This is a genomic window from Streptomyces sp. LaBMicrA B280, from assembly GCF_049222185.1.
In the GTDB taxonomy this organism is placed as follows: domain Bacteria; phylum Actinomycetota; class Actinomycetes; order Streptomycetales; family Streptomycetaceae; genus Streptomyces; species Streptomyces murinus.
This window is the reverse complement of the sequence record NZ_JBMJCT010000008.1, coordinates 158,560-182,604: the sequence shown is the minus strand read 5'-3', so window position 1 is coordinate 182,604 and position 24,045 is coordinate 158,560. Positions and strand designations below refer to the sequence as shown.

Genomic DNA, 24,045 nt, shown 5'->3' with positions numbered 1-24,045 from the left:
CTCCGCTGCTCGGCCACTCGTCAGGGATGACACTCCATGGATTTCAACGCTCTCTACCACGCCAATTTCAAACTGTTCGACGACGCCGTCACCGACTGGTGGACGCTCATCAAGCATCTCGAAGACCTGAAGAAGGACGCCGAGGACGGCCTGCACCAAGCCGCGAACAAGGCCGACTGGGTCGGTGTGAACGCCCAGGTCTCCAAGGAGTTCATCGGCAGGACGGCCGGCGAGTTCGGTGACGCGCACACGCAGGCCAGCACCATCCACGACATCCTCAGCGACACCCGGGACGAGCTGAAGAGCTACCACACGCAGCTGACCGAGGCGGTGTCGCGCGGGCAGCGGAAGGGCATGACCGTGACGTCCGGCGGCCAGGGCGGGTTCACGGTCAGCGGCAGCACCCGTCCCGACTGGGCGTCCGACCCCAGCGGCAACACCGGCGCGGTGAGCCAGAAGGACGTCGAGGGGCTCCGGGACGAGATCCAGGGCATCCTCGACAAGGCCGGCGAGAGCGACGAGTCGGCGAAGACGGTGCTCACGGCGCTCGCGGACCAGAGCGAGATGGGGTTCTCCGACGCCCGGTACAAGTCCCGGGACGCCGCGGCGGACGCCGTCAAGGAGGCCGACGAGCTGGCCGGGCTCGCGAAGAAGGACCCGGACGACCTCTCGGTCAAGGACTTCGACCGGCTCAACGCCGGGCTGAAGAAGTACCACGACGATCCGCTGTTCTCCGAGCGTTTCGCCACCGGTCTCGGGCCGAAGAAGACCCTCGGCTTCTGGGCCGGGCTCAGCGACGCCTATCGCGGCAACTACGACGTCAAACGCGAACGCCTCGATCAGTTCGACGATCTCCAGCGCAATCTGGGGCTCACCCTGGCGCACGCCACGCAGAGCGATTCCGCGGCGATGACCGACTGGAAGCGCCAGATGATCGACATAGGTGACAAGCCGGTCGACGGCCGAGGCGGCCCCATGGGCTTCCAGGTGATGAGCAATCTGATGCGGACCGGGGACTACGACGACCGGTTCCTGAAGGACTACGGCACCCGGCTCATGGCGACCGAGCGCAAACTCACCGGCAACGGCAGCCACGAGAATCTGCTCTGGCGCTTCTCCGGCGGGAGTTCCTGGCTCAACCGGATCGGCGACGACAGCGGCAACGATCCCCTCACGGGCTATCTCAAGGGCCTGTCCAACAGCCCCGACGCGGCCACGGACTTCTTCAACCAGCAGTACGTGTCCAAGGACGACCCGGACAACCCCTTCGAGCGGGACACGGACGGCAACGACCGCAAGGGCAAGGTGTCCCTGTCGAACTTCCAGTACCTCTTCGAGGAGCGGGGCTGGCCCCAGGAGACGGACTCCCACGGTGAGGACCTCTTCACCGGGCAGAACAACCTCGCGCTGGCCCTGGAGGCGGCCACGACCGGGCATCCGGCCGGCGAACTGCCGACGGCGGACACCCCGGCGCACGACGCGGGTCAGGCCAGGCTCATGGAGAACATCGTCAAATCCGTGTCCGAGGACCCGAAACGGCTGACCGGACACGGCTACATGTCCGACAGCATGGGCCAGATCGCCGCCGAGTACATGCCGGACATCAACCGGGGGCTGCACGCGGGGTACGAAAGCGAGAAGACGCTGTTCCCCCTTGCCGGGGCCGGGGCGACGCTCGGGGAGCGCGACCTCACCAGATTCCTGTACACGGTCGGCCAGAACCCCGAGGGCTACGCGGCCGTGAACCTCGGCCAGCACAGCTATACGACGCAGCTGATGCGGCACCACTTCGAGCATCCCGGCGCCTACATGGGGGACGAGTCCTTCTCCCAGGCCGAGAACCTGAAGCAGGGCACCGAGCACATCGCCCGCACGGCGGGGCAGATCGAGGGGCTCATCGGGGCCGGCCGGGCGTATCAGGGCGAGCTGGACGGCGGGGCGAAGGACGCCGAGTACAACGCCGCCATCGAGAACCTCGGCACCTGGGGCGGCACCGGCATCGGTATCGGCATCGGCATGGCCACGGAGCCGCTGACCGGTCCCGGCGGCGCGATCATCGGCGATGTGGCGGGTACGGCGGCCGAGGAGATCATCGGCAAGATCACCGAAGGGGCCATGAAGGACAGCTCCGGAGAGGTGATCTACCGCAACGGCGAGCAGTTCCAGGACACCTCGGACTCGACCTACAAGATGGTCGAGCTGGCCGCCCGCAAGGCGGGAGAGAGCACCGGCCACCGCTACCCGCTGATCGAAGCCTCGGTCGCCACCGCCGCGCAGGACGGTTTCGACACCGCCGGCACCAACGTCGGTCACTACCTCCAGGGCGAGGGCATCCCCCGGCAACTCGATACGGAAGAAGACTGAGACGTTGACACACGTCCGTACAAAACTGCTGACGGCCGCAGGCGCGGTGCTGGTGCTGTGCCTCGTGGCAGGAGTTCTCCACGCGCTCCGGCTGCCCCCCTTCGAGAAGAAGAAGGGGAAGATCGAGGCGTCCCAGGTGTGCCGGACGCTGGGTGCCCCGTCCCGGTCGACCGCCGCGCTCGACAAGGTCCTGTCCGCCACGTCCTCGTACACGTTCCGCGACGAGCTCCCGGATCCGCGCAGGGACGACCTGGACAACTCCTACTACTCGGCCTGCTTCGTCGGGGGCGACGGCAAGCAGCTCCTGGTGGCGTCCGCGCAGATGCTGGAGTACGAGAAGGCCGACGGCTGGGTGACGGAGGTGGTCGAGCAGTTCGCCCCGGCTTCCGCGCTCACCCCGTTCGACTCCGGGGACAAGGCGGTCGCGACGGACAAGGTCGCCGCCATCTACGTTCCTTGCCTCGCCCGGCCCGCCACCCACCTGAGTGTGGTCGTCCAGCTGAAGCGGCCCGGCGACGCCCCGGCGGCGGAGCGGCGCGACGCCCTGGTCGCCCTCGCGCGGAACACCGCCCAGTACGCCCAGGGCAACGCGCGCTGCGACGAGCACTAGGGCTCAAGAAGCCGCGGGGGCGGCGGCGCTCACCTACCGGAGACGGCACCCCGAGGCCGGCGCCTGCGGCGGGCGTCCCTGAGGGCCACCGCTCCGCCGCCCAGCCCGGCCACCAGAACCGCCGCGCCGATCACCACGTACGTGGCCACCCGGGCCGTGCGCTGCTGGGGGGTCTCACCGAGGATGATCCTGCCCGAGGTGGGGGCCTCCGCGTGGGTGAGTCCCGCGTCGGGGTGCGGTGACTCGATCGGATGATCGTCCTCGGTCAGCGCGCGGACCGGGTCGACCACGCCCCAGCCGACGCGGATGTCATGGCCGCTGATGGTGCGTTCCGCCGTCTGTTCGATCTGGGCGACGACCTCGCGGGACGTCCAGTCGGGGTGCTTGGCCTTGATCAGCGCGGCCACACCCGCGACATAGGGCGCGGAGAAGCTCGTACCGTTGTCCGAGCAGTGGCCGCCCTGCGGGACGGTCGAGACCATGTCGACGCCGGGCGCGGCCACGCCCACCCAGTCGCCGGACTGGGAGAAGGCGGCCCGCTCGTTGTTGCGGTCGGCGGCGGCGACGGCCAGGACTCCGGCGTACGAGGCGGGGTAGGTCGGCTTGACGTTGGCGTCCAGGCCGTCGTTGCCCGCCGAGGCCACCACGACGATCTTGTGGGCGAGTGCCTCGTCGATCGCGTTGTGCAGGTCCTCCGCGGGCGGCACGGCGTTCGCGGTGTCCTGGGAGATGTTGATGACCTGCGCCTTGGCCGTGATCGCGTAGCGGATCGCCTGGGCGAGGGTCGCGGCCGTGCCGTGTCCCTCGGCGTCGTTCTGCTTGATCGGGATGATCGTGGCCTCGGGGGCGAGCCCCACGAAGCCGGTGCCCTTCATGGGGCGGGCCGCGATGATGCCCGCCACGCGGGTGCCGTGGCCCACCGTGTCGGTCGTGGCCTTGGACTTGAAGCCGTCGACCGGCTTTCCCTTGTCGTCCTTGGGCGGCAGCATGTTACGGCCGAGAGCGCCGTCCACCGCCGCCGTGAGCTGGGGGTTCTTCGTGTCGACGCCCGTGTCGATGACGGCCACCTTCACGTTCTTGCCCTTCGACCGGCTCCACAGCTCGTCGAGGTTGACGCGTTGCAGGGCCCACGGGGTGCCCGCGTACTTGTGGTTGGTCCTGGAGAAGGTGCACTCGTCGGAGGTGGTGGCCGCGGCGGCGGCCGGGGCGGTCAGCAGCACGGCCGACAGCGTGCCGACGGCCGTCGCCAGGGTGGCGAGGGTGCGCAGGGCCGAGGGCATGGGCGCTCCCCTCAGGAACCCTGCGGCTGGTGGGCCGCGGAGGTGGACAGCCGGGGGCCCGTCGGCAGGAACTCGGACCAGGCCGCGGGGACGGGTGCCGGGTTGACGTCGGCGTAGCCGAGGAGGGTCTGCGCCAGCTTGGACTCCTGCTGGAGCTGCTTGCGCTCCTGGGCGCTGACGCCGACGCCCTTGTCCTCGGAGCCGCTGTCGTCGTTGGACTGGAGGACGTAGCGCAGTCCCGTGTCGGTGACCAGGAAGACCGGTCCCGCCGTGGTCTCGCTGCCCTGGAACTGCCGGTAGAGCTGGCCGGAGCCCGCGGTGACGTACGCGCTGGAGGAGCCGGTGGGCAGTACCGCGGGGAAGTCGGTGCCCGCCCAGGTGCTCAGGGTGGTGGCGCCGTGGCGGGGGTCGACGTGGTCCAGGACGTTGCAGACGGTGTTGCGGCTGCCCGCGCCCGTGGACCCGTCGTTGACGGCGGTGGGTTTCTCGGTGGGCCACGTGTAGTTTGCGGCGAACGGCTCGCCGGGCTGGCCGATGGCGCCCGCGCTGACCTCCGTCGGATGCCCGGCCTGGTTGAGTTTGACCAGGTCCTTACTGGTCAGCAGCAGCTGGGCGACGAAGTCGGAGACGGGCGCGATCCGGCCGGGCAGCACCACGTAGTAGTGCTCGGTGCCGTTGACCGGGGCCCGCAGGACCATGCCGACGCGGTTGGCCTGGGCGTCCAGTTCGCCGGGGGCGCCCGCGGGGGCGCCGGCGGTCCCGGTGACCCGCGGGAAGCTGATCGGGTCGCCCTGGTGCAGGGTGTCCGTCCACTGGCTGGTCACCTGCTGGGGCTGCCGGCCCGTGCCCACGAGGGTCTGCTGGAGGAGCTTGTCGGTCGGGTCCACCGAGTAGGCCCGGCCGTGCGCGTCCACGACGTACTGCTTCTTGTCCGGCGTGGTGACGTAGAGGAGTTGGCCGCCGTGCAGTTTCTGCTTGGCGTTCCCGGTCCTGCCCTGGTCCCGTTCGGCCAGGACGAACGCGGCCTTCTGGATGGAGCTGCCGCTGCCGCTGGGGCGTTCGCACACCGCCCAGCGCTTGGCGGCGCCCGCCTCCTGGGCGGAGGGCAGCCGGTCGGGGGCGTAGGGGATGCCGATGGTGATGCCGTGCGGGATCTTGCCGTTGTCGAGGATCGACTCGTCGACGGTGACCACGTCGACGCTGCCCTGGGTGTTGAGGACCAGGCGGGCGGAGGCCATGTTCAGGACCGGGTGCAGCTGGGGCTTGCCGTTGGTCTTCAGGACGACGTAACGGGTGGTGGACTTGCTGGCGATGATCACCTTCTGGCCCGGCGCGTCCCAGCCCTGCGGGGCCGTCGGCTTGAACATGCCCCAGGCGCCGAAGGCGGCGAGGACGACGGCGCCGACGATGGTGCCGGGCAGGATGGCGCGCAGCGGCCGGGGAGCGCCCTCGTCGGAGGCGTCCGGCGAGGACTGGACGAACGACGCGAGCATGCGGCGCTTCGCGAAGGTGTAGGCGTTGAGTTGGTCCCGCCGAGATGCCATCTGTGCCCGTTTCTCCCCGTGTCTCACCCGGAGTTCGCCCGGGGAAGCACCGCTCCCCCGCCCTCCGTTGTCGGACCCGGCCCCTACTATGCCTGGTACGGAGCGGGTCTCGCGGAGCGGGTAGGGTACCTGGGCCCTCAAGGGCCTTGATCAGTGGCCTGGTTCCAGCGAGTTGTGAGCAAAACGGGGGGATGTCGTGATGGCTTCCGGGGCGCGGGCGCGAACGCGTGGCCGCTCGGCGGCACGGGTCGGCGCGGCCGGGTCCGCACCCGCACCGGGCGAGAGCGCCGCGCGGCGGCACCCGCACCGGGCGAGAGCGCCGCGCGGCGCGAGGTGTCGCGGCAGCCGGCCGCGCCCGGCCTCAGGGCCCGGCCGGGCCAGGCGGGTTCGTTCCGTCTGCAACGGATCGTGCTGGTGGAGCTGGCGGCCGCCGTCCTGCTCGTCGGCTGGGCGATCGGCATGATGGCGCTGGTACCGGCCGCGGTCGTCGCGGTGGCCCTGGTCCTGCTGGGGTTCGTCCGACGCCGGGGCCGCTCCCTGCCGGAGTGGCTGGCCACGGCGCGGGAGTTGCGGGCGCGGCGGAAGCAGGCCGCGCAGGCGCCGGTACCGCCGGGCACCGAGCCCGGTCTGGTGCCGGCGGTGGAGTGTGAGCCCGCCCTGCGCACGTACTCCTACGACCCGCGCGACCGCAGCCCCGTCGGCATCGTCGGTGACGGCACCTTCGTCACCGCCGTCCTCCAGGTGGAGGCCGACGCGACGGCGTTGCGGGCCGAGCGGAGCCGGCAGCCGCTGCCGCTGGGGCTGGTGCGGGACGCCCTGGAGGTGGACGGGATACGGCTGGAGTCGGCGCAGGTGGTGCTGCACACGCAGCCGGCGCCCGCGTTGCACCTGCCGCAGCAGTCGGTGGCCGTCGCCAACTACCTGCCGTTGCAGGAGCAGACCGGGGCCCCGGCCGTGCGGATCACCTGGATCGCGCTGAAGCTGGACCCGGAGGCGTGCGCGGAGGCGGTGGCGGCGCGCGGGGGCGGGCTGCTCGGGGCGCAGAAGTGTGTCGTGCGCAGCGCGGACCATCTGGCGAGTCGGCTGACCGGCGCCGGTTTCCGGGCGCGGGTACTCGACGAGCAGGAGCTGATCGCCGCGCTCGCCACCTCGGCCTGCGCCAATCCGCTGGTCACCGCGGAGGCGGGGCGCAGTGAGACGCGGGAGCGGCGCACGGAGGAGTCCGGGCGCAGCTGGCGGTGCGACAACCGGCGGCACACCACCTACTGGGTGCGGCGCTGGCCCCCACTGGGCGGCGGGCGCGGCGCATCGCTGCCGCAGCTGGTCGCGCAGGTCACGGCGATACCGGCGCTCGCCACCACCTTCAGCCTCACCCTCGCGCGCGGCGACCGGCAGGAGGTCTCGCTGTGCGGGCATCTGCGGGTGACCGGGCGCGGCGACGAGGAACTCGTGGCGGCACGGCGGGCGTTGGAGGCGGCGGCGCGCAAGGCCGGTGCCGGTCTGACCCGCCTCGACCGTGAGCAACTGCCCGGCATGCTGGCCACACTGCCCCTCGGAGGCGCTCGGTGACGACGATTCCCCCGACTCCCCCCGCTCTGGACCGGCAGGCGGCGGACAGCTCCGGGGCGCGCGGCCTCGGCGAGCGGCTGCGGCACGGCCTCGGACTGCTCGGCCCCCGGCACGGCCGGCACGCGCTCTCCGCCCAGCTGCTGGACGCGCTCGCGCTGCCCATCGGCGACGACGGCGTGGTGGCCGGCGTGGACGCCGAGGGGCAGCCCGCCGTGCTGGGCATCAACCGGCCGACGCCCTACGACGTCGTCCTGATCGGCGGCCTGTGGACCGCGCAGGTACTGGCGCTGCGCGCGGCCGCCACCGGCGCGCGGGTGGCCGTGGAGACCGGTCGGCCGCAGGCCTGGATGCAGATGGTGCACGCCATGGGCGGCGGGCAGAACGGACTGTCCGTGTACGACGTCGGGCGCGTGCCCCCGCAGGGTGCCTCGGCCGGTACGCCGGTCGTGGTGGTGCGGGACTGCGGGATGCGGCCCCCGCGCGGCCGGGTGGTGTCCGGGCCCTGGCAGTCGGTGCTGACCCTGCTGCCGTATCTCAGCCCGGTCGCGCCCCGGCTGCTGCGCCAGGCCCGGCTCGCCGGTATCCAGCGGGTCTCGCCGGACGAGGCCGCCGAACTCGGCCGCACCATGGGGCTCGCCCGCACCGAGGTGGAGTCGCTGCCGGCGCTGCCGGACGGTGTCACCCTGTGGTGTACCGACCGGGATCGGCAATATGTGCTGACCCAACCGACCGACGCCGAGACCGGATTGCTGGGCGCACCGCGACGCATGGACTGAATTGCCCTTGCCTGTTGGCTTTGTTCGCTTTCTCTCCCTTTCCCGTTCGTCATCTCTCTTCCGGTTGCTCCCGGTTTCGTGCGACAACTCAGGGGGCGGGCCGGAGGCTTCGGCATGCCCTCCGACCTGGTGTGCGCGAGCCGACAGGCGGGCGGGCCTGCCGAGCGGTGGCTCGTGGTGATTAGGCTGGGAGCGGGCGTGATGGCAGGACCCGTGGATCGGACTGCCCCTGACGACTACGGACGACTCGAACGACACGACATGGTCGCCCCGCCACGGCATGAGGGTGCTCGACCACACCAGGAGGAACTGTGAGCAGCGATCGGGACGGGATGCGCGGGGGCTGGGGCACACCCGGCGATGACCAGCCCGACGCGGAGGCCGTCGAGACCACCGGCGAGTTCACCATCGACTACGCTCCCCCGGCCTGGTACACGCAGAACGCGGGTGCCTCCGGCGGCTCCGGCGGTTCGATCGGGGGCGCGGAGGGTGTGAGCGCCGCGCAGGGCACGGGGGTGCCGGGGCCGGATGCCGGACTGATGCCGCCGCCGGTCGGGGCCCAGCCCGTCGGCGCTCCGCCGGTTGGTTCCCAGCCGGTCGGCGCCCCTCCGGTCGGCGCCCCTCCGGTCGGCGCCCCTCCGGTCGGTACGCCGCCGGTCGGTACGCCGCCGCAGGGGACGCCGTCGGCTCCGCCGATGCCGCCGCCGCCCGTGCCGCCTCAGGCGCCGGCGCAGCCCCCGCAGTCGTTCGGTGATTCCGTTCCGATGCCCAGGCTTCCCGACGGGTTCGAGCTCCAGCAGCCGCAGCAGCAGCCGGTCCAGCCCGTCCAGCCGGAGACCGGCAACGGGGATCTGGAGAGCGGGGCGACCATGCGGTTCTCCGCCGTCGCCCTGAAGCGTGAGATGGCCGAGATCGCCGAGCGGGCGGCCGCCATGCAGAAGGCCGCCGCCGAGTCCGAGGCGGCGGACCAGGGCAAGGACGACGAGCCCGAGGTGGCGGCCGGGGGCGCGGAGGAAGGTGCCTCCGCCGTCAAATCCGAGCCCGAGTTCGAGCCCGAGCCCGAGTCCGAGTCGGGTACGCGTGGGGAGCGGGAGACCGAGGGCGGCCGGGCCGTCGAGCAGGGCGAGGGTGAGGACAGCGCGTCGCCCGAGACCGCGGGCACGGGCTCGGGCGCGGGCGCGGACGGGGACGGGAACGGGGACTGCGACGCGGGTACGGACGCCGACTCCGCGCCGGAGGGCTCCGCTCAGGACGGGGCCGTAGCGGAGGCCGCTCCCGAGGACGCCCAGGATGCCGCCCCGCAGACCGCCGTTCCCCAGGACGCGGCTCCGCAGGGCCCTGTTCCGCAGAGCGCGGCCCCGCAGGACGCCGTCGCTCAGCCCGCTCCCCCGGCGCCGCAGGACTTCCCGGCCGCCTGGACGCCGCCGCCCGCGCCGCAGCACGGTGTGCCGCCGCTGCCGCCGTCGTACCAGCCCGCGGCCCAGTGGCCCGCGCAGCAGCCCATGCCGCCGCAGGCGGGACCGCAGCAGCCCATGCCCCAGCAGCCCGCGCCGCAGCAGCCCGGTCCGGTGCAGGGGCAGCAGCCGCCGTTCCAGCCGCAGGCGCCGCAGCCCGCGCCCGCGGTCTGGAACCAGCCGAGCCACCCCGGCATGCCCACGCCCCCCGCCCAGCCGGGCCCGCAGGGCGTCCCGCAGCCGAACCAAGCCGGTGGTTACGGCTTCCCGCCGCCCCCGGCGCCCCAGCCCCAACCCCCGGTTCAGGCCCCCAACGCCCCCACCCCTGACAGTGGTTACGGCTTCCCGCAGCCCAACCACCCCCCGCAGCAGGGCGGTTACGGCTTCCCGCAGCAAGGACAGCAGCCACAGGCCCAGCCGGAGGCTCCCCAGCCCCCCGTCGACCCCCGCGCCGGGGCGGCCTGGCCGCAGGCGATCCAGCACGATCAGCGGCAGCCCACCAACCCCGGTGCCGCGCCGCTGGGTTACACCGCGGCCGTGGAGCTGTCCTCGGACCGGCTGCTGAACAACCGTCGGCAGAAGGCGAAGAGCGGGCGGCCCGCGGCGGCCGGGTCCCGGTTCAAGCTGGGCGGCAAGCGGGAAGAGGCCGAGCGGCAGCGCAAGTTGGAGCTGATCCGCACGCCGGTGCTGTCCTGCTACCGGATCGCGGTCATCAGCCTCAAGGGCGGCGTGGGCAAGACCACCACGACCACCGCGCTGGGCTCCACCCTCGCCACCGAGCGGCAGGACAAGATCCTCGCCATCGACGCCAACCCGGACGCCGGCACCCTCGGCCGACGGGTGCGCCGGGAGACCGGGGCCACCATCCGCGACCTGGTCCAGGCGATCCCGTACCTGAACTCGTACATGGACATCCGCCGGTTCACCTCGCAGGCGCCCTCCGGTCTGGAGATCATCGCGAACGACGTGGACCCGGCCGTCTCGACCACGTTCAACGACGAGGACTACCGGCGCGCGATCGACGTGCTCGGCCGCCAGTACCCGATCATCCTCACCGACTCCGGCACCGGTCTGCTGTACAGCGCCATGCGCGGGGTGCTCGACCTCGCCGATCAGCTGATCATCATCTCCACGCCGTCCGTGGACGGTGCCTCCAGCGCCAGTACGACGCTGGACTGGCTGGCCGCGCACGGGTACTCCGACCTGGTGTCCCGCTCGCTGACCGTGATCTCGGGGGTCCGTGAGACCGGCAAGATGATCAAGGTCGAGGACATCGTGTCGCACTTCGAGACCCGCACCCGCGGGGTCGTGGTCGTGCCCTTCGACGAGCATCTGTCCGCCGGTGCCGAGGTCGACCTCGACATGATGCGGCCGCGCACCCGCGAGGCGTACTTCAACCTCGCCGCGATGATCGCCGAGGACTTCGTGCGGCACCAGCAGGCGCACGGGCTGTGGACCAGCGACGGCAACCCGCCGCCGGTGGCCGCCCCGCCGATGCCGGGCCAGCAGCAGATGCCGGGCCAGCCCTACCCCCAGGCTCCGGGGCAGCAGTACCCCGGCCAGCCGTATCCCGGGCAGCCCGGCCAGCCGTACCCGCCCCAGCCGCAGGCACCCCAGCCGCCCTACCCGCCCCAGCAGCAACAGCCGGGCCAGCAGCCCTACCCCCCGCAGCCGGGACAGCCGTACCCCGGCCAGCCCTACCCCCAGGGGCAGCCCCCGCAGCAGCCGTGACGCCGCTCGCACCATGACGAAAGGGCGGCCGGTGCCTCACGCACCGGCCGCCCTTTGTCGTCGTACCGCAGAAAACCCGAGGTCGGGACTACTTCTCCCCGCCCGCTTCTCCCCGCCTACTCCTCCGCCGCCACGATCTCCTTGCACCGCTTCACATCCGCCGCCATCTGCTCCAGCAGAGCCTCCAGCGAGTCGAACTTCGCCTGGCCGCGGACGTAGGCGAGGAAGTCGACGGCGACGTGCAGGCCGTACAGGTCGAGGCCGACGCGGTCGATGGCGTACGCCTCCACCGTGCGCTCGGTGCCGTCGAACTGCGGGTTCGTGCCCACCGAGATCGCGGCCGGCATGATCTCGCCCTGCGCGTGCAGATAACCGGCGTACACACCGTCGGCGGGGATGGCGGTGTGCGGCAGCGTCTCGACGTTCGCCGTGGGGAAGCCCAGCTCACGGCCGCGCTGGGCGCCGCGCACCACCACGCCCTCCACCCGGTGCGGGCGGCCCAGGATCTCGCGGGCGCCCCCGACATCGCCCTCGGCGACCAGACGCCGGGTCAGGGTCGAGGAGAACGGCAGGCCGCCGCCCGCCGCGCCGGACACGTACAGGTCGATGACCTCGACCTCGAAGTCGTAGACCTTGCCCTGCTCGGCGAGGAACTCGACGTTGCCGGCCGCCTTGTGGCCGAAGCGGAAGTTCGGGCCCTCCACGACCGCCTTGGCGTGCAGCCTGTCCACCAGGACCTTCACCACGAAGTCGGCGGGCGACAGCTTGGAGAACTCGCTGGTGAAGGGGAGGATCAGCACCGCGTCCACGCCCAGGTCGGCCATCAGCTCGCAGCGGCGGTGGTGCGGGGCGAGCAGCGGCGGGTGGCTGCCGGGGCGCACGACCTCGCTGGGGTGCGGGTCGAAGGTGACGACGACGGCCGGAACACCCAGTTCGCGGGCGCGGTCGACGGCGTGCTTGATGATCAGCTGGTGGCCTCGGTGGACACCGTCGTAGGAACCGATGGTGACGACGCTGCGCCCCCAGTCCTCGGGGATGTCCTCCAAGCCACGCCAGCGCTGCACTGTGACCGCTCCTCGAACCCGTGTCCGTGTCTACCTTGACGATTGTGCAGGTCTAAGGGTGCCATGCCGGGTGCCCGGGGCCCGCATCGGTAGGGACGCTGTGACCGGGCGCACGTTCGCCGTGGCGGCTCGGGGGCGAGGTCAGGCCGGTACCCGCGCGACCCCGAGATTCTCCAGGGTGCGGCGGGTGTCGGGGCCCACCGCGGCGGCCCACTCCTCCGGGGTGTCGGCGAGCCAGCGGGTCATCCGGGTGGCGAACCCGGGGACGTGCCGGCCGAGGTCGACCAGGGCACGGTCGAAGCGGGTGGCGCCCTCGGGGGTGCGGCCCAGGAGCAGTCCGGTGCGGTGCACGAGGGCGCGGACGTCGTCCGCGGGGCCGGTCTCCGAGGCCGCCGCGTGCAGGACGGCGACCAGCACGGACGGCTCCTGTTCGCGGGCGAGCAGGAAGTCCAGGAGTTCGGCGCGCGGCGAGGAGGAGGCACGGCTCCCGGGCGTACGGCTGTCGGACGTACGGCTGTCGGAGGCGGCGAGGACCGTGGCGAGGGCGGCCCGCAGGGGTTCGGGGCCGTCCCGGAGCAGGCCGGTGACCAGGGGGAACAGGATCGGACGGGCGGCGGGGCCGTGCTCCAGGCGGCGGTCGACGGCGGTGGCGATGCGCCCGGCGGTCTCCGGGTGCGGGCGCGCCGCCTCCCGCAGCAGGCTCGCGGCGGCGCGGGCGAGGGCCGGGGTGGGTTCTTCATCAGCCTGGGCGGCGGCCGCGGCTTCCTGGCCCACCGGGAGACCGACGGGAGCCTGCACGTCTACACGGCGGTGCGGGCGGACGAGGGCTGGCTCGGCACGATCGACCTCGGCGAGCACGGTGAGCAGTTCCTCCGCGTGCCGGTGGCCGCTGGCGGCCAGTGCCTCCGTGAGCGCGTCCAGCGCGCCCTGCCGATGGGTGTGCAGCAGGGCCTGCGCGGCGGTCGCCACGGTGGCGTGCGGGGCCGCGGGCAACGGCCGCTCGTCCTCGAACCACCGCGTCAGACACGGCTGTACGGCATCGGGCGCGGCGGCCAGCAGCCGGGCCACGGCGTCGAGATACCGCTCGCCCGGCGCGCCCGCGGCCGGATCGGCGAGGACGAGCCGGCGCAGCAGGTCCAGCCGCTCCGCGGCGGGCACGGGCAGGCCGGTCCAGAAGGCGGGCCCGAACTCCCCCGGCACCGGCCGCAGTTCGCGCCGCCAGGCCACGACGCGCTCGGCGAGCAGCCGCAGCACCTCGGTGTACGGCGTGGCGTCCGGCACCTGCCCCAGGGTCCCGGCGAGCAGCCGCGCGGCCCACCAGGAGCCGGTGTCCAGGTCCAGGGCGTCCACCAACTCGCGCAACTGGAAGGCGAGTTGACGGGAGCCCTGACGGCGCCCGAGATGCAGCAGGGCCTGTACGACGGGTCCGACGCGATGGCGCGGCACCGGCGTCGCGCCCTCCTCCGCCCTGGGGCCTCGGGCGCGGTGCACCAGGGTGTGCACGGCCTCGTCCAGGTCGAGGTGCAGGCCCTGGAGCCAGTCGGCCAGTTCCTCGTGGGCGAAGCGGTAGCCGCGCCCGGCCGGCACCAGCAGGCCCTCGGCGAGCACGGCGGAGGCCCAGCCGGTGCCGCCGCCGAGCCGCTCGGGGGCCGGTCCCCAGGGGAACACCGCCTCGAAGGACGCCCGGTCCAGCTCCCCCTGCCCCGGTCCGAGACTGAGCCGGGCGGCCTCGTGCACCTGACCGGCGACCCGCGCGGCGAGCCGTCGTACGGCCGTGCCGCGCAGCCCCCGCTCGGCGGCGAGCCGTACCGCGACGCGCAGGCACCTCAGGTCGAGGTGGGCCGCGAACACCTCGTGCCGGTCGACGGGACCGGCGGACCGTGCCGTCCGCAGTACGGCCCACACCTCGGACAGCAGCCCCAGGGTGAGCGGATGTTGGGCGTCCCGCGCGGCGAGCAGCCCCTCGGGGATCCCGTACCGCGCCCGCGCCTTCTCGGCCTCCTCGGCGCCGAGGTCACCAAGGACCGTCGTCTGTACGAGAGTTGGGGTGAACCCGGCCTGCTCCCAGTACTCCTCCCGGCAGGCCGTCACCAGACGGGCGCCGGTCTCCCGGAGCCAGACGACGGTGCCCTCGGTCCACTCGGGGAGCCGGTGGGCCAGGGCGGGGGGCATCTCCTCGGGGCCGTCGAGGAGGAGCAGGAGGGGGCGACCGGCGCGGGCGGCGAGGTGCTCGGGAGAGAGATCGCCGAGGTCGGAGAGGTCGACATCGCGGGCGGCGGCGACGATGCGGGCGGCCCGTTCCAGGGCGCGGCGCGCCGCGTCGGCCACCGAGCCGTCGCTCTCCTCCAGATCGGCGCCGCGCAGCCACAGCGTGGGCTCCGCGCGGCGGTCCCGGCGGGCGGCGAGCGCCGCGAGTTCCGTCGTACGACCGCTGCCCGGGGCGCCGACCAGGCCGAGCACGCACCGGTCGCCGTCCGCGAAGCCGTCCAACTCCGCTGCCACGGAGCCCCGTTCGACCGGCTGCACCAGCGCCCTGGGCGGCCCGTCCTGGCCCACCGAGGTGGCGGTCAGCTCCAGGACGCCCGCGAGGTTGAGGTCGGCGCCGTACGCGGGCACGGTGGCCGCGTTACGGGCCAGCAGCTCGGCGAGGGGGCCGGCGGCGGCGCGGGGCGGCACCGCGAAGCCGGTTTCGCGGTGCGGGGCGTGCAGCACGGTGCCGAGGACACCGAGGACAGCGCCCGTACCGGCGTCCACCACCGGTCCCCCGGCCGCCCCGCCCCCGGGGCGCAGCGCGTCCCGGCCCGCCGTCCCGATGGCCAGTTCCAGCGCGTCGCCGATCAGATGGCGGCCGTACGACACCTCGGCGGCGGCCAGCACCCGCGCCTCGCGCCAGCAGCCCGCCGCGACCCGGACATAGGTACCGGCGGCCACGCTCCGGCGGCCGCTCAGCGGCAGCGGGGGCACGTCCAGGCCCTCGGCGCGCACCAGGGCCAGGTTCCGGGCGGGCAGCCCGGTCACGTCCTCGGCGGCGACCACCCGGGTGCGGTCCCCGGCGCGCAGCACCAGCCGGTCGAGGCCGTCGACGGCTTCGTGGCTGGTGAGGAGGGTGCCCTGGTGGTCGGCGAGGAAGCCGACGCCGCGGGGGCGGCCTGCGGGGTCCTGGATGTGGACCAGGGGGTCGGTGGGGCGGGCGTCCGCGAGGGGACCGGGGTCCGTGCGGCGGATGCCGAGGGCGGCTTCCCCGTGCGCGCGGGGGGTCGTGAGCAGCCGTGCGCCGCGCGTCCCGTCCGTGCGGGCGGGTGTCGATCCCGCCGCGTCCGCCATGTCACCCGTGCCGTGCGCCGTGGCCCCGCGGGCGCTGCCGGTTCGCGGGTCTCCTGCCGTCATCGTCTTGCCTTCCCGCCCTTGCCCGTGCCTGTGGCGACGGTAGGCGGGTGATGATCGGCGAGGCGGCGTGGTCGGGGAACGCGCCCCCTTCCGCTCCCCTGATTCACTCCGAGCGCCTGCCCGGACGGGTGAATCGGCGGGGGTGGCTGGACAGCCTAGAGGTGGGGGAAGTGGGGGAACCGTGGAGCGGCGGCGGGGCACACCCCGTGCCGGCCGCCGCTCCACGGCGAAAGCCCTCGCTCAGGCGAAGACGGCCAGGCTCTTGGCCTTGCCCTTGTGCAGCTCGACGAGCGCCAGGAAGCGGCCCTCGGGGTCGAAGACGGCCACGGGACCGGCGTCCGCGTACTCGTCGGGCATCTCCAGGCGGACCCCGTTCAGCAGCAGCCTGGCGCGCTTGGCGTCCACCCCCCAGCGCGGGAAGGCGGCCTCGGCGGCCTCGGCGATCGGCATCACGGTCAGCTCCTCCTGGAGCTGGTCCAGCGTCTTCGCCGAGTCGAGCTTGTACGGCCCGACGCGGGTACGGCGCAGCGCGGTGAGGTGTCCGCCGACGCCCAGGTCGGCGCCCAGGTCGCGGGCGAGCGCGCGGATGTAGGTGCCGGAGGAGCAGACGACGGAGACGACCAGGTCCAGGACCGGGGTGCCGTCCTCGGCGACGGCGTCGCGGACGTCGTACACCGTGAAGGAGGAGACGGTCACCGGGCGTGCCGGGATCTCGAACTCCTCGCCCTCGCGGGCCCGCTTGTAGGACCGTACGCCGTCGATCTTGATGGCGCTGACCTTGGACGGGACCTGCATGATGGCGCCGGACAGCTTGGCGATACCGGCGTCGATGGCCTCCCGGGTCACCTTGGAGGCGTCGGTGGACGAGATGATCTCGCCCTCGGCGTCGTCGGTGAGGGTGTTCTGGCCCAGCCGTACGGTGCCCAGGTACTCCTTCTCGGTCAGCGCGAGGTGACCGAGGAGCTTGGTGGCGCGCTCGACGCCGAGGACCAGCACGCCGGTCGCCATCGGGTCGAGGGTGCCGGCGTGGCCGACGCGGCGGGTCCGGGCGATCCCGCGCATCTTGGCGACCACGTCGTGCGAAGTGAAGCCCGACGGCTTGTCGACGATGACAAGGCCGTCGGGCGTGGTGTGCTTCTGCGTCATTCCGCGGCGTCGCCGTCCGTCTCGTCGTCCGCCGGCTTGCGGTACGGGTCCGCACCGGCGGCGTAGCTGGCGCCCGAGGAGGTCTCGCGCACCTTGGCGTCGGACTGCCGGGCCTTGTCGAGGAGGTCCTCGATGGTCCGGGCGGTGTCCGGCAGGGCGTCCGCGACGAAGGTGAGGGTCGGGGTGAACTTCACCCCGGCCGCGCGGCCGACCTCGGAGCGCAGGATGCCCTTGGCGCTCTCCAGGCCCGCCGCGGCGGACTTCCGCTCCTCTTCGTCCCCGTACACCGTGTAGAAGACGGTCGCCTCCCGCAGGTCACCCGTCACGCGGGTGTCCGTGATGGTGACGTGTGAGCCGAGCCGCGGGTCCTTGATCCCGCGCTGCAGCTTCTGGGCAACCACCTCTCGGATGAGGTCCGCCAGCCTTTTCGCCCGCGCGTTGTCGGCCACTGGTCCAGCTCCCGTTCTTTCTTGTTCCTGAGTCTTCGTTCTGCGGTCTGTGCTCTGTGGATCCGTAGATCTGTGGATCTGTGGATCTGTGGATCTGTGGATCTGTGGATCTGTCTCAGTCGTCGTCGCCGTGGAGGCGGCGGCGTACGGACAGCAGCTCCACTTCCGGGCGGGCGGCGACCAGCCGTTCGCACCGGTCCAGTACGTCCGTGACGTGCGCCGTGTCACCGGAGACCACGGCCAGGCCGATGATCGTCCGCCGGTGGAGGTCCATGTGGTCCACCTCGGCCGCGCTCACCGCGTACTTCCGCTGGAGTTCGGCGACGATCGGGCGGACGACGGAGCGCTTCTCCTTCAGCGAGTGGACGTCGCCGAGGAGGAGGTCGAAGGACAGAGTCCCCACGTACATGTGTGTTGCCGGTTCACCCGCCGGTACGGGATCGATGGCCCCTGCGCCGGGTGGCCGGGGACATCAAGAAACGGTACCGCGTGCGGGGCGGTGGCTCGACAGGGTTTCACGGGGACCGGTGGCCGGACCCTGCCGGTCGGCCGGAGGCCGGGGATGTGCTCCGCTCCGGTCAGAGACCGCGAGCCGGACACCCCGGGGCGCTGCCCCGGGGTGTCCGGCCACTGTCCAGCCGACCGAGTCGGGCGGGCGGGCAAAAAATCTCGCCCCCGGCAACGGCACCGCCGGCCGACAGGACGCATCCCGTCGGCCAGCGGCAACCGGCGGCCGGTTACGCCCGCGGCTTCTCGCGCATCTCGTACGTCGCGATGACGTCGTCGATCTTGATGTCGTTGAAGTTTCCGAGGTTGATACCACCCTCGAAGCCTTCGCGGATCTCGGTGACGTCGTCCTTGAAGCGACGCAGGCCCTCGATGGTGAGGTTCTCCGCGATGACCTTGCCGTCGCGCAGGAGGCGGGCCTTCGTGTTGCGGCGGACCTCGCCGGACCTGACGAGCACACCGGCGAGGTTGCCCAGCTTGGACGAGCGGAAGACCTCGCGGATCTCCGCCGTACCGAGCTCGACCTCTTCGTACTCCGGCTTGAGCATGCCCTTGAGGGCCGCCTCGATCTCCTCGATCGCCTGGTAGATGACCGAGTAGTACCGGACGTCGACGCCCTCGCGCTCCGCCATCTGCGCGGCACGGCCGGCCGCACGGACGTTGAAGCCGATGACGATGGCGTCCGAGCCCATGGCCAGGTCGATGTCGGACTCCGTGACCGCACCGACACCGCGGTGCAGGACGCGGATGTCGACCTCTTCGCCGACGTCCAGCTGGAGCAGCGAGGACTCGAGGGCCTCGACCGAACCGGAAGCGTCACCCTTGATGATCAGGTTCAGCTGCTGGACCTCGCCGGCCTTGAGCACCTTGTCCAGGTCCTCCAGGGAGACACGGCGCGTGCGCTTCGCGAAGGCCGCGTTGCGCTCACGGGCCGCACGCTTCTCCGCGATCTGGCGGGCCGTACGGTCCTCCTCGACCACGATGAAGTTGTCACCGGCACCCGGGACGTTGGTCAGACCCAGGACCTGGACCGGCGTCGACGGGCCGGCCTCGGCGACGGTGTTGCCGCTGTCGTCCAGCATCGCGCGGACACGGCCGTACGCGTCGCCGACCACCATGGTGTCGCCGACCCGCAGCGTGCCTCGCTGCACCAGGACCGTCGCGACCGCACCGCGACCGCGGTCCAGGCGGGACTCGATCGCAATACCCTGCGCGTCCTGGTGGGGGTTGGCACGGAGGTCCAGCGCCGCGTCCGCGGTGAGGACGACCGCCTCCAGGAGGCTGTCGATGTGCAGACCCTGCTTGGCGGAGATGTCGACGAACATGGTGTCGCCGCCGTACTCCTCGGCCACGAGGCCGTACTCGGTCAGCTGACCGCGCACCTTGGTCGGGTCGGCGCCCTCGACGTCGATCTTGTTGACCGCGACCACGATCGGCACCTCGGCCGCCTTGGCGTGGTTCAGCGCCTCGACCGTCTGCGGCATGACGCCGTCGTTGGCCGCGACGACCAGGATCGCGATGTCCGTCGACCGGGCACCACGGGCACGCATGGCGGTGAACGCCTCGTGACCCGGGGTGTCGATGAAGGTGATCGCGCGACCCTCGCCGTTGACCTCGGTCGCGACCTGGTAGGCACCGATGTGCTGGGTGATGCCGCCGGCCTCGCCCGCGATGACGTTCGTCTTGCGGATGGCGTCGAGGAGTCGGGTCTTACCGTGGTCGACGTGACCCATGACGGTCACGACCGGCGGACGGACGACCAGGTCTTCCTCGGTGCCCTCGTTCTCGCCGAACTCCAGGTCGAAGGACTCGAGCAGCTCGCGGTCCTCCTCCTCGGGGCTGACGATCTGAACCGTGTAGTTCATCTCGCCGGCGAGCAGGTGCAGCGTCTCGTCGGAGACGGACTGCGTCGCGGTGACCATCTCGCCGAGGTTCATCATGACCGCGACGAGGGACGCCGGGTTGGCGTTGATCTTCTCCGCGAAGTCGGTGAGCGACGCGCCGCGGGAGAGACGGATGGTCTCGCCGCCGCCGCGCGGCAGCATCACGCCGCCGACGCTCGGGGCCTGCATGGCCTCGTACTCTTGGCGACGCTGCCGCTTCGACTTGCGACCACGACGCGCGGGACCACCGGGACGGCCGAAGGCGCCCTGCGTGCCACCACGGCCACCGGGACCGCCGGGACGACCGCCGAAGCCGGGACGACCGCCACCACCGGGGCCGCCGCCGAAGCCGCCGCCACCGCCACCGGGACGACCGGCGAAACCGCCGCCGCCACCCGGACGGGCACCGCCGCCACCGCCACCGGGGCGACCGAGATCGGAAGAGCGGGGCGGCCTGCTGCTGCGCGGCCGGCGTCGCGGGCTTGGGCGCCGGCGGCTTCGGGGCAGCCGGACGCGCCGCCTGCACCGGAGAGGGTGCGGCGGGCTTGGGGGAAGCCTTGCGCGGGGCGGGCTTGGCGGACTTGCCGCTGCCACCACCCTGGAAGGCGTCGGTCAGCTTACGTACAACCGGCGCTTCGATGGTCGAAGACGCCGAACGGACGAATTCACCGAGTTCCTGGAGCTTGGCCATGACGACCTTGCTCTCGACACCGAACTCCTTGGCGAGTTCGTAGACCCGGACCTTAGCCACTTCGCTCCTTTGAGGTCCGGGTGAAGCCGGACCGTCGCTAGTTCATGGGCGTACTCATCGCGTACTCATCGAGTGCTCATCGCAATCTCGACCTGCTTTCGACTCGCGAGGTACCAAGCCGCACGGGGTTCCGTACGGCATGTCTTACGGCGTTGCCTGCTCGGCAACTGTTGCCTGCTCGACGTATCGGCGCAACGCCTTTGTGTCGAGCGCTCCCGGGGCGCGCAGTGCCCGCGGCAACGTCCGGCGGCGTACCGCCTGGTCGAGACAGACCAGGGCGGGGTGCAGATACGCACCCCGGCCGGGCAGCGTACCGCGCGGATCGGGGACACATTCGTCCTCGCTCCGCACGATCCGCAGGAGATCGTTCTTGGCCGCCCGCTCCCGGCACCCCACACAGGTGCGTTCAGGGCATGCTCCGGCGTGCGTCCGGCCAGACACGGCTAAGTCTACCTCCCCGCACCGACCTCACCCCTTTGGGGGAAAGATCGAACGGCTGTTGTCGTAATCCAAGCCACTCACGGCCTGGATCCATTCCCCGGCGGCGCCTGCTCCGCAGGTCCTGGCGGCGCCTGCTCCGCAGGTCCCGGCGGCGTCTGCCCGCAGGTCCCGGCGGCCGCTACTCCGCCGGCTGCTCGGTGTCGGGCCGGATGTCGATGCGCCAGCCGGTGAGCCGGGCGGCGAGGCGGGCGTTCTGCCCCTCCTTGCCGATCGCCAGCGACAGCTGGTAGTCCGGCACGGTCACCCGGGCGGAGCGGGAGGCGAGGTCCACGACCTCCACCTTGCTCACCCGAGCGGGTGACAGGGCGTTCGCCACCATCTCCGCCGGGTCGTCCGACCAGTCGACGATGTCGATCTTCTCGCCGTTCAGCTCGCCCATCACATTGCGCACCCGGCCGCCCATCGGGCCGATGCAGGCACCCTTGGCGTTCAGGCCCGAGCGGGTGGAGCGGACGGCGATCTTGGTGCGGTGGCCGGCCTCGCGGGCGATGGCCGCGATCTCCACCGAACCGTCGGCGATCTCCGGCACCTCCAGGGCGAAGAGCTTCTTCACCAGGTTCGGGTGGGTGCGCGAGAGCGTCACGGACGGGCCGCGCACGCCCTTGGCGACCCGGACCACGTACGAGCGCAGGCGCTGGCCGTGCGGGTAGGTCTCGCCGGGCACCTGCTCCTGCACCGGCAGGATGGCCTCCAGCTTGCCGATGTCCACCAGCACGTTCTTCGGGTCGCGGCCCTGCTGGACCACGCCGGTGACGATGTCGCCCTCACGGCCCGCGTACTCGCCGAGCGTCGCGTCGTCCTCGGCGTCGCGCAGACGCTGGAGGATCACCTGCTTGGCGGTGGTGGCGGCGATGCGCCCGAAGCCCGAGGGGGTGTCGTCGAACTCCCGCGGCTCCTGCCCCTCCTCCAGGTCCTCGGGGTCCTCCTTCGCCCACACGGTCACATGCCCGGTCTGCCGGTTGAGCTCCACGCGCGCGTGTCGGCGGCTTCCCTCGGTGCGGTGGTAGGCGATGAGGAGGGCCGACTCGATCGCTTCGACCAGCAGGTCGAAGGAGATCTCCTTCTCCCTGACCAAGCCCCGCAGGGCGCTCATGTCGATATCCACGGCTACGCCTCCTCTTCCTTCTTGTCCTTGGTGTCCTTGCGGTTGAACTCGACCTGCACGCGGGCCTTCGCGATCTCCGGGAAGGCGATCCGGCGCGTGGTGGCCTTGCGGCCCTTGACGCCGGGCACCTCGACGTCGAGGCCCTCCTCGTCCACGGCCAGGATCCGGGCGACCAGCTCGCCGTCCTCGGTCAGCTGGAACTTCACGAGCCGGTCCGTGGCGCGCACGAAGTGCCGGTGCTCGGTGAGGGGGCGCTCGGCGCCGGGGGTTCCGACCTCCAGGTCGTACGCGGCGTCACCCATCGCCTCGGTCTCGTCCAGCTTCGCCGAGAGCGCGCGGCTCACATCGGCGATCGCGTCCAGGTCCGCCCCGGAGTCGGAGTCGACGACCACGCGCAGCACCCGCTTGCGTCCGACGGAGTCGACAGCGATCTCTTCGAGATCCAGCCCCTGGGAGGTGACGAGCGGTTCGAGCAGCTCTCGCAGCCTCTCGCTCTGGGTGGTGCTCATCCGGGTGACTCCTCGGCCGCGTGTGCTGTTGTGTGATGGGTCGCGTGTCTGGTCAAAGGGTATCCGGTCGCGGGGTGTGTTGCCGTCCACCTGTGGACAACCCCGCGTGGGACGGGTGAGCCGGGGCGGTGCCGGTGACCGGTATCGGACAGGTGCGCGGGTACGGTGATCACGGGCGCCTCGTCGCGCACCGCTCGTCTTCTTGTCGTTTCTTCCTGTCGTTTCTCCTTGCCGTTCCTTTTGTCGTTCTTGTCGTACGAGTTCCCCGAGGACGTCTGCCGTGCCGTATCCCTCGCCACCGCGCACCCCCTCGGGGCCGCGCAGAAGAACCCTGCTCGCCTCGGCCGCCGGCGCCGCCCTGCTGGCGGGCTGCACATCCGGTCCCGGCTCCGGCGACGACCCCTCGGCCGCCGAGCGGGCCCGCGCGCAGGCCGCCGCGGACAGCGCGACCCGAGCGGGCCCGCGCGCAGGCCGCCGCGGACAGCGCGACGCTGCTGGGGCGCTACGACGCCGTGCTCAAGGCGTTCCCGGACCTCGCGGAGCGGCTGCGCCCGCTGCGCGCGGAGGTCGCGGCCCACGCCGCCGCGTTCCAGGAGGGTACGACCCCCGCGGCGACCCCCTCGGGCACCGCCTCCCCCGCCGTCTCCCCTTCCCCCTCCGTCTCGCCGACCCCGGTACCGGCGACCGCGAAGGACGCCCTCACCTCGCTGGCCGCCGCCGAGCGGACGCTCGCCGACCGGCGGGCCAGGGCGCTGCTGGACGTGCCGGGCGAGTCGGCGCGGCTGCTGGCCGCCACGGCGGCGGCCGGTGCCGCGCACGCGTATCTGCTGACGACGGGGGCCGCGAAGTGAGCGACGACGACGAGAAGACCGAACTGGCCGCGTTTCAAGCCGCGTTGGCGGCAGAGCACGCGGCGGTGTACGGGTACGGCGTGGTCGGCGGCCGCGTCGACGACCGGCGCCGGAGCGAGGCGAAGGCGGCGTACGACGCCCACCGGGCCCGGCGGGACGCGCTGGCCCGTGAGGTGCGGGACCTGGGCGGCCGGCCGGTGGCGGCGAGCGCGGCCTACGCCCTGCCGTTCACGGTCACCGACCCGGCCGACGCGGTACGGCTCGCCGCGCGCCTTGAGCAGCGGGTGGCCGGTGTCTACGCCGACCTGGTGCGCTCGACGACCGGCGCGCGCCGCACCTCGGCCGCGGGGGCGCTGCGCGAGGCCGCGGTGCGGGCGGTGGCCTGGAGCGGACAGAGCGTAGCCTTCCCGGGGCTCGCCGAGCGTGCGGGCGAGGGCACGGGGACCGGCACGGACACCGGGACCGGCACGGAGGCGGGGACCGGGACGGGGGCCGCGGGCGCGGCGCCGTCGGGGTCCGCGGCGACGGCCCGCTGAGCGTCGTACGCACCGCGTACGACGGCCA

Annotated in this window: 16 protein-coding genes and 2 pseudogenes; 7 read left to right on the top strand and 11 right to left on the bottom strand. The window is 72.5% G+C overall.

Going from position 1 to position 24,045, the window contains the following annotated elements:
- Nucleotides 1-36: 36 nt before the first annotated feature.
- Nucleotides 37-2,364, top strand: coding sequence for a hypothetical protein (locus tag ACLF5H_RS08510; protein WP_421675441.1), 2,328 nt, complete (start codon nt 37-39; stop codon nt 2,362-2,364).
- A gap of 4 nt (nt 2,365-2,368) precedes the next feature.
- On the top strand, nt 2,369-2,974 hold the full coding sequence (locus ACLF5H_RS08505; RefSeq protein ID WP_421675440.1) for a hypothetical protein: 606 nt from the start codon (nt 2,369-2,371) through the stop codon (nt 2,972-2,974).
- Nucleotides 2,975-3,003: 29 nt separating this feature from the next.
- On the opposite strand, the gene mycP is transcribed toward ACLF5H_RS08505, so the two are convergent.
- Together mycP and eccB are read right to left on the bottom strand one after the other, a co-directional pair.
- Nucleotides 3,004-4,254, bottom strand: coding sequence for a type VII secretion-associated serine protease mycosin (gene mycP, locus ACLF5H_RS08500; RefSeq protein ID WP_421675439.1), 1,251 nt, complete (start codon nt 4,252-4,254; stop codon nt 3,004-3,006).
- Between the two features lie 11 nt (nt 4,255-4,265).
- Nucleotides 4,266-5,798 carry a type VII secretion protein EccB gene (gene eccB / locus ACLF5H_RS08495; protein ID WP_421675438.1) on the bottom strand — a complete coding sequence of 511 codons (1,533 nt, stop codon included), beginning with the start codon at nt 5,796-5,798 and terminating at the stop codon, nt 4,266-4,268.
- Nucleotides 5,799-6,194: 396 nt separating this feature from the next.
- On the opposite strand from eccB, the gene eccE reads away from it, so the two are divergent.
- The 3 genes from eccE to ACLF5H_RS08480 all read left to right on the top strand — a co-directional run bounded on the left by eccE (nt 6,195) and on the right by ACLF5H_RS08480 (nt 11,328).
- A complete protein-coding gene (gene eccE / locus ACLF5H_RS08490) occupies nt 6,195-7,367 on the top strand; it encodes a type VII secretion protein EccE (RefSeq protein ID WP_421675466.1) in 1,173 nt (390 codons plus the stop codon).
- A 26-nt stretch (nt 7,368-7,393) separates the two neighbouring features.
- The gene (locus tag ACLF5H_RS08485) at nt 7,394-8,143 is read left to right on the top strand and encodes a hypothetical protein (RefSeq protein WP_421675465.1); all 750 of its coding nucleotides are present in this window, start codon (nt 7,394-7,396) and stop codon (nt 8,141-8,143) included.
- Nucleotides 8,144-8,454: 311 nt separating this feature from the next.
- Nucleotides 8,455-11,328: an SCO5717 family growth-regulating ATPase gene (locus ACLF5H_RS08480; protein ID WP_421675437.1), complete on the top strand. Its 2,874-nt coding sequence runs from the start codon at nt 8,455-8,457 to the stop codon at nt 11,326-11,328.
- A gap of 116 nt (nt 11,329-11,444) precedes the next feature.
- Here the strand turns inward: ACLF5H_RS08480 and ACLF5H_RS08475 are convergent, their stop codons facing one another.
- The 9 genes and pseudogenes from ACLF5H_RS08475 to rimP form a co-directional block, all read right to left on the bottom strand.
- A complete protein-coding gene (locus tag ACLF5H_RS08475) occupies nt 11,445-12,392 on the bottom strand; it encodes a bifunctional riboflavin kinase/FAD synthetase (RefSeq protein WP_421675436.1) in 948 nt (315 codons plus the stop codon).
- Between the two features lie 141 nt (nt 12,393-12,533).
- Nucleotides 12,534-15,779 (bottom strand): trypsin-like peptidase domain-containing protein, encoded by a 3,246-nt coding sequence (locus ACLF5H_RS08470; protein WP_421675435.1) that lies wholly within the window; start codon nt 15,777-15,779, stop codon nt 12,534-12,536.
- A gap of 240 nt (nt 15,780-16,019) precedes the next feature.
- Nucleotides 16,020-16,925: a tRNA pseudouridine(55) synthase TruB gene (gene truB, locus ACLF5H_RS08465; protein WP_421675434.1), complete on the bottom strand. Its 906-nt coding sequence runs from the start codon at nt 16,923-16,925 to the stop codon at nt 16,020-16,022.
- Nucleotides 16,922-17,374 carry a 30S ribosome-binding factor RbfA gene (gene rbfA, locus ACLF5H_RS08460; RefSeq protein ID WP_421675433.1) on the bottom strand — a complete coding sequence of 151 codons (453 nt, stop codon included), beginning with the start codon at nt 17,372-17,374 and terminating at the stop codon, nt 16,922-16,924. The genes truB and rbfA overlap by 4 nt, the downstream gene beginning before the upstream one ends.
- 115 nt (nt 17,375-17,489) lie before the next feature.
- On the bottom strand, nt 17,490-17,783 hold the full coding sequence (locus ACLF5H_RS08455) for a DUF503 domain-containing protein (RefSeq protein WP_421675432.1): 294 nt from the start codon (nt 17,781-17,783) through the stop codon (nt 17,490-17,492).
- A 328-nt stretch (nt 17,784-18,111) separates the two neighbouring features.
- Nucleotides 18,112-20,515 (bottom strand): annotated as a pseudogene (gene infB / locus ACLF5H_RS08450) (translation initiation factor IF-2).
- 144 nt (nt 20,516-20,659) lie between these two features.
- Nucleotides 20,660-20,956 carry a YlxR family protein gene (locus ACLF5H_RS08445; RefSeq protein ID WP_421675431.1) on the bottom strand — a complete coding sequence of 99 codons (297 nt, stop codon included), beginning with the start codon at nt 20,954-20,956 and terminating at the stop codon, nt 20,660-20,662.
- Nucleotides 20,957-21,134: 178 nt separating this feature from the next.
- Nucleotides 21,135-22,121 (bottom strand): transcription termination factor NusA, encoded by a 987-nt coding sequence (gene nusA / locus ACLF5H_RS08440; RefSeq protein ID WP_037654457.1) that lies wholly within the window; start codon nt 22,119-22,121, stop codon nt 21,135-21,137.
- A 2-nt stretch (nt 22,122-22,123) separates the two neighbouring features.
- The gene (gene rimP, locus ACLF5H_RS08435; RefSeq protein ID WP_085566826.1) at nt 22,124-22,630 is read right to left on the bottom strand and encodes a ribosome maturation factor RimP; all 507 of its coding nucleotides are present in this window, start codon (nt 22,628-22,630) and stop codon (nt 22,124-22,126) included.
- Nucleotides 22,631-22,910: 280 nt separating this feature from the next.
- Between rimP and ACLF5H_RS08430 the strand changes: the two are divergent.
- Nucleotides 22,911-23,481, top strand: a pseudogene (locus tag ACLF5H_RS08430) (hypothetical protein).
- Nucleotides 23,478-24,017, top strand: coding sequence for a ferritin-like domain-containing protein (locus ACLF5H_RS08425; RefSeq protein WP_421675430.1), 540 nt, complete (start codon nt 23,478-23,480; stop codon nt 24,015-24,017). The pseudogene ACLF5H_RS08430 and the gene ACLF5H_RS08425 overlap by 4 nt, the downstream one beginning before the upstream one ends.
- Nucleotides 24,018-24,045: the final 28 nt, after the last annotated feature.